This is a genomic window from Trebonia sp., from assembly GCF_049794275.1.
GTDB lineage: Bacteria > Actinomycetota > Actinomycetes > Streptosporangiales > Streptosporangiaceae > Trebonia.
On record NZ_JBARCR010000809.1, the window covers coordinates 1 to 3,646 of the forward strand.

Consider the following 3,646-nt stretch of genomic DNA (forward strand, 5'->3'; position numbering starts at 1 on the left):
AGGACGTCAACACCACCGACCTTGTCGAGCACTTCCTCGGCCAGTTCTACGGCGAGGGAACCTCACCGGACAGCAACGGCATCCCGCGCGAGGTGCTCGTCCCCGAGCTGCCGCCGGACCCGGAGACTATGACGCAGTGGCTGACCGCGCGCCGCGGCGGCCCTGTGCAGCTGCGGGTCCCGCAGCGCGGCGACAAGAAGGCCCTGATGGAGACCGTCGCGCGCAACGCCAAGGGGGGCCTGGCGCTGCACAAGACGCGCCGCGCCAGCGACCTGACCACGAGAAGCCAGGCGCTGCACGAGATCCAGGAGGCGCTGGGCCTGGACGACGCACCGCTGCGGATCGAGTGCTACGACGTGTCCAACCTGCAGGGCACGCACGTCGTCGCGTCGATGGTCGTGTTCGAGGACGGGCTGGCCCGCAAGAGCGAGTACCGCCGGTTCTCGATCAAGGGGTTCGAGGGCAGCGACGACATCTCGGCGATCCGCGAGGTGATCACCCGGCGGTTCCGGCGCTACCTGGCGGAGCGCGAGGAGACCGGTGAGCTGGACATGCTCGGCGATCCCGAGGCGAGGGAAGATCAAGACATTTCCCCTGAACGTACGCTGGCTTCGACTCAGCGCAAGTTCGCGTACCCGCCGAACCTGGTCGTCGTGGACGGTGGCGCGGGCCAGGTCGCGGCGGCCGCGGGCGCGCTCGCGGACCTCGGCATCGACGACGTGGCCGTCTGCGGGCTCGCGAAGCGGCTGGAAGAGGTGTGGCTGCCGGACCAGCAGCACCCGGTGATCCTGTCCCGCACGTCCGAGGGGCTGTACCTGCTGCAGCGGGTGCGGGACGAGGCGCACCGGTTCGCGATCACCTACCACCGGGCCAAGCGGGGGAAGGCCGCCACCGTCTCGGCGCTGGATTCGGTGCCGGGCCTGGGCCCGGCCAGGCGGGCCGCGCTGCTGAAGAAGTTCGGGTCAGTGAAGGCGATCTCGGCGGCATCGGACGCGGAGATCGCCGAAGTGCCCGGCATCGGGCCGCGGCTCGCGGCCACCATCACGAGCGCCTTGCGGACTGCGGAGCCTGGTCCTTCCCGGAGGTTAGCCACATGACTGAACCTGCTAGCGCCCGTGCCGCGCACGGCGTACCCGACATCGTCATCATCACCGGCATGTCCGGCGCCGGCCGGTCCACCGCGGCTAACGCCCTTGAGGACCTCGGCTGGTACGTGGTGGACAACCTGCCGCCCGCGCTGCTGCCCACGATGCTCGACCTCGCGGACCGGGCGTCGCTGCCCGGCGTCGCCGCGATCATCGACGCGCGGTCGGCCGGGTTCTCCACGGACCTGAAGTCGGCGATCGCGGCGCTGGCGGCGCGCGGCGTGTCGCCGCAGGTGGTGTTCCTCGAGGCGTCAGAAAGGACGCTGGTGCAGCGGTTCGAGAACGTGCGGCGGCCGCACCCGATGCAGGACTTGGGCACGATCACCGAGGGCATCTCTGCCGAGCGCGACCTGCTCCGCGAGGTGCGCGGCGACTCCGACATCGTGCTGGACACGTCGTCGCTGAACGTGCACCAGCTGCGGTCCCGGATGCACGCCTATTTCGCCGGGGACTCGGCGGGGACGCTGCGGCTGAACATCGTTTCGTTCGGTTTCAAGTACGGGGTGCCGGTGGACGCGGACCTGGTCGCCGACCTCCGGTTCCTGCCGAACCCGCACTGGGTGCCGTCGCTGCAGCCGCTGACCGGCCTGGACGCCGGGGTGCGCGACTACGTGCTCGCCCAGCAGGGGGCGGAGGAGTTCCTCGACGCGTACCTGAAAGTGCTCGAAGTGTCGCTGCCGGGGTTTGAACGCGAAGGCAAGAGGTATGTGACGCTGGCGGTTGGTTGCACGGGCGGCAAGCACCGCTCGGTCGCCATCGCCGAACAGATCGCGGCACGGCTCGGCGACCGCGATATCACGGTGTCGCACCGGGATCTGGGTCGGGAGTGATTTCTTGGGGCTGAAGGTCGTCGCCCTGGGCGGGGGGCATGGGCTGGCCGCGTCGCTGGCCGCGCTGCGGCGGGTGACGCCGGACATCACGGCGATCGTCACGGTCGCGGACGACGGCGGTTCGTCCGGGCGGCTGCGCCGCGAGTTCGGCGTGCTGCCGCCCGGTGACCTGCGGATGGCGCTCGCGGCGCTGTGCGGCGACGACTCGTGGGGCGAGACCTGGTCCCGGGTGGTGCAGCACCGGTTCGGCGGCTCAGGCGAGCTGGCCGGGCATGCCCTCGGGAACCTGCTGCTCGCCGGGATGTGGGACCTGTTCGGCGATCCGGTAGCCGGCCTGGACCTGGTCGGGCGGCTGCTGCGCGTCACCGGGCGGGTGCTGCCGATGGCCGCGGTGCCGCTGGAGATCGTGGCGTACGTGTCCGGGCTCGACCCGCTGGCGCCCGAGGTGGTTCGCGAGGTGCGGGGGCAGGCCGCGGTGGCGGTGACCAGCGGCCGGGTGCGGTCGATCACGCTGGAGCCCTTCGACCCGCCGGCCGTGCCGGAAGCGGTCGACGCGGTGCTCGCGGCGGACTGGGTAGTGTTCGGCCCCGGGTCGTGGTTCACCAGCGTGCTGCCGCACCTGCTGGTACCGTCGCTGGCCACGGCGCTGGCGGGGACCAAGGCGCGGCGACTGGTGGCGCTGAACCTCGTGCCGCAACCGGGGGAGACCGAAGGATTTTCTCCGCACCGTCATCTGGAAGTTCTCACCGACCACGCGCCATCATTGACTGTTGACGTGGTGCTCGCCGATGCTGGCGCGGTCGGCGGCGCGGAAAACGAGCTGAAGCAGGCGGCGGGACTGTTGCACGCGTCGCTGGTGTTGTCTGACGTGGCGGCGGCCGACGGCGTCAAGCACGATCCGGTGCGGCTGGCCGCGGCGTACCGGCGGGTGTTCGGGGGAGTTAGCGACTTAATCGTGGGGGTGGTGCCGCAATGGCGATGACGGGCGTGGTGAAGGACGAGCTCAGCCGAATTCCGGTGATCAAGCCGTGCTGCCGGAAGACGGAGGTGTCCACGCTGCTGCGATTCGCCGGCGGGCTGACCCTGACCGCCGGGCGGATCGTGATCGAGGCGGAGCTGGACACCGCGGCGGTGGCCCGTCGGCTGCGCGCGTCGATCGCCGAGGTGTTCGGCCACACGTCGGAGCTGCTCGTGCTGCAGCCGGGCGGGCTGCGCAAGGGCAACAGGTACATCGTGCGGGTCTCCCGCGGCGGCGACAGCCTGGCGCGGCAGGCGGGACTGCTGGACAGCTTCGGGCGCCCAGTACGCGGGCTGCCCCGGCAGGTGGTGTCGGGCGGTATCTGCGACTGCGAGGCCGCCTGGCGCGGCGCCTTCCTTGTGCACGGGTCGCTGACCGAGCCGGGCCGGTCGATGGCCCTGGAGATCACCTGCCCCGGTTCTGAGGCGGCGCTGGCCCTGGTGGGGGCCGCGCGGCGGCTGAAGATCTCCGCCAAGTCCCGTGAGGTGCGCGGCGTGGACCGGGTGGTGATCCGCGACGGCGAGGCGATCGCGGCGATGCTGACCAGGCTCGGGGCGCACGACAGCGTGCTGGCCTGGGAGGAACGGCGGATGCGCCGCGAGGTCCGCGCCACCGCCAACCGCCTGGCGAACTTCGACGACGCGAACCTGCGC

The 3,646-nt window shown here is 71.3% G+C and carries 4 protein-coding genes; all 4 read left to right on the forward strand.

The window, feature by feature from the left end; genetic code table 11:
- Nucleotides 1-1,097, forward strand: a 1,097-nt coding sequence (gene uvrC / locus WA805_RS21120; RefSeq protein ID WP_425243188.1) for an excinuclease ABC subunit UvrC, incomplete at its 5' end; no start/stop codon positions are given.
- On the forward strand, nt 1,094-1,975 hold the full coding sequence (gene rapZ / locus WA805_RS21125; protein WP_422280328.1) for an RNase adapter RapZ: 882 nt from the start codon (nt 1,094-1,096) through the stop codon (nt 1,973-1,975). The genes uvrC and rapZ, both read left to right, overlap by 4 nt.
- 4 nt (nt 1,976-1,979) lie before the next feature.
- A complete protein-coding gene (locus WA805_RS21130) occupies nt 1,980-2,957 on the forward strand; it encodes a gluconeogenesis factor YvcK family protein (RefSeq protein WP_422280330.1) in 978 nt (325 codons plus the stop codon).
- On the forward strand, nt 2,948-3,646 hold a 699-nt coding region (gene whiA / locus WA805_RS21135), incomplete at its 3' end, for a DNA-binding protein WhiA (protein WP_425240695.1). The genes WA805_RS21130 and whiA, both read left to right, overlap by 10 nt.

Coding starts and splice junctions, on each gene's coding strand:
- rapZ (WP_422280328.1), top strand. CDS start 1,094: ATGACTGAACCTGCTAGCGCCCGTGCCGCGCACGGCGTACCCGACATC.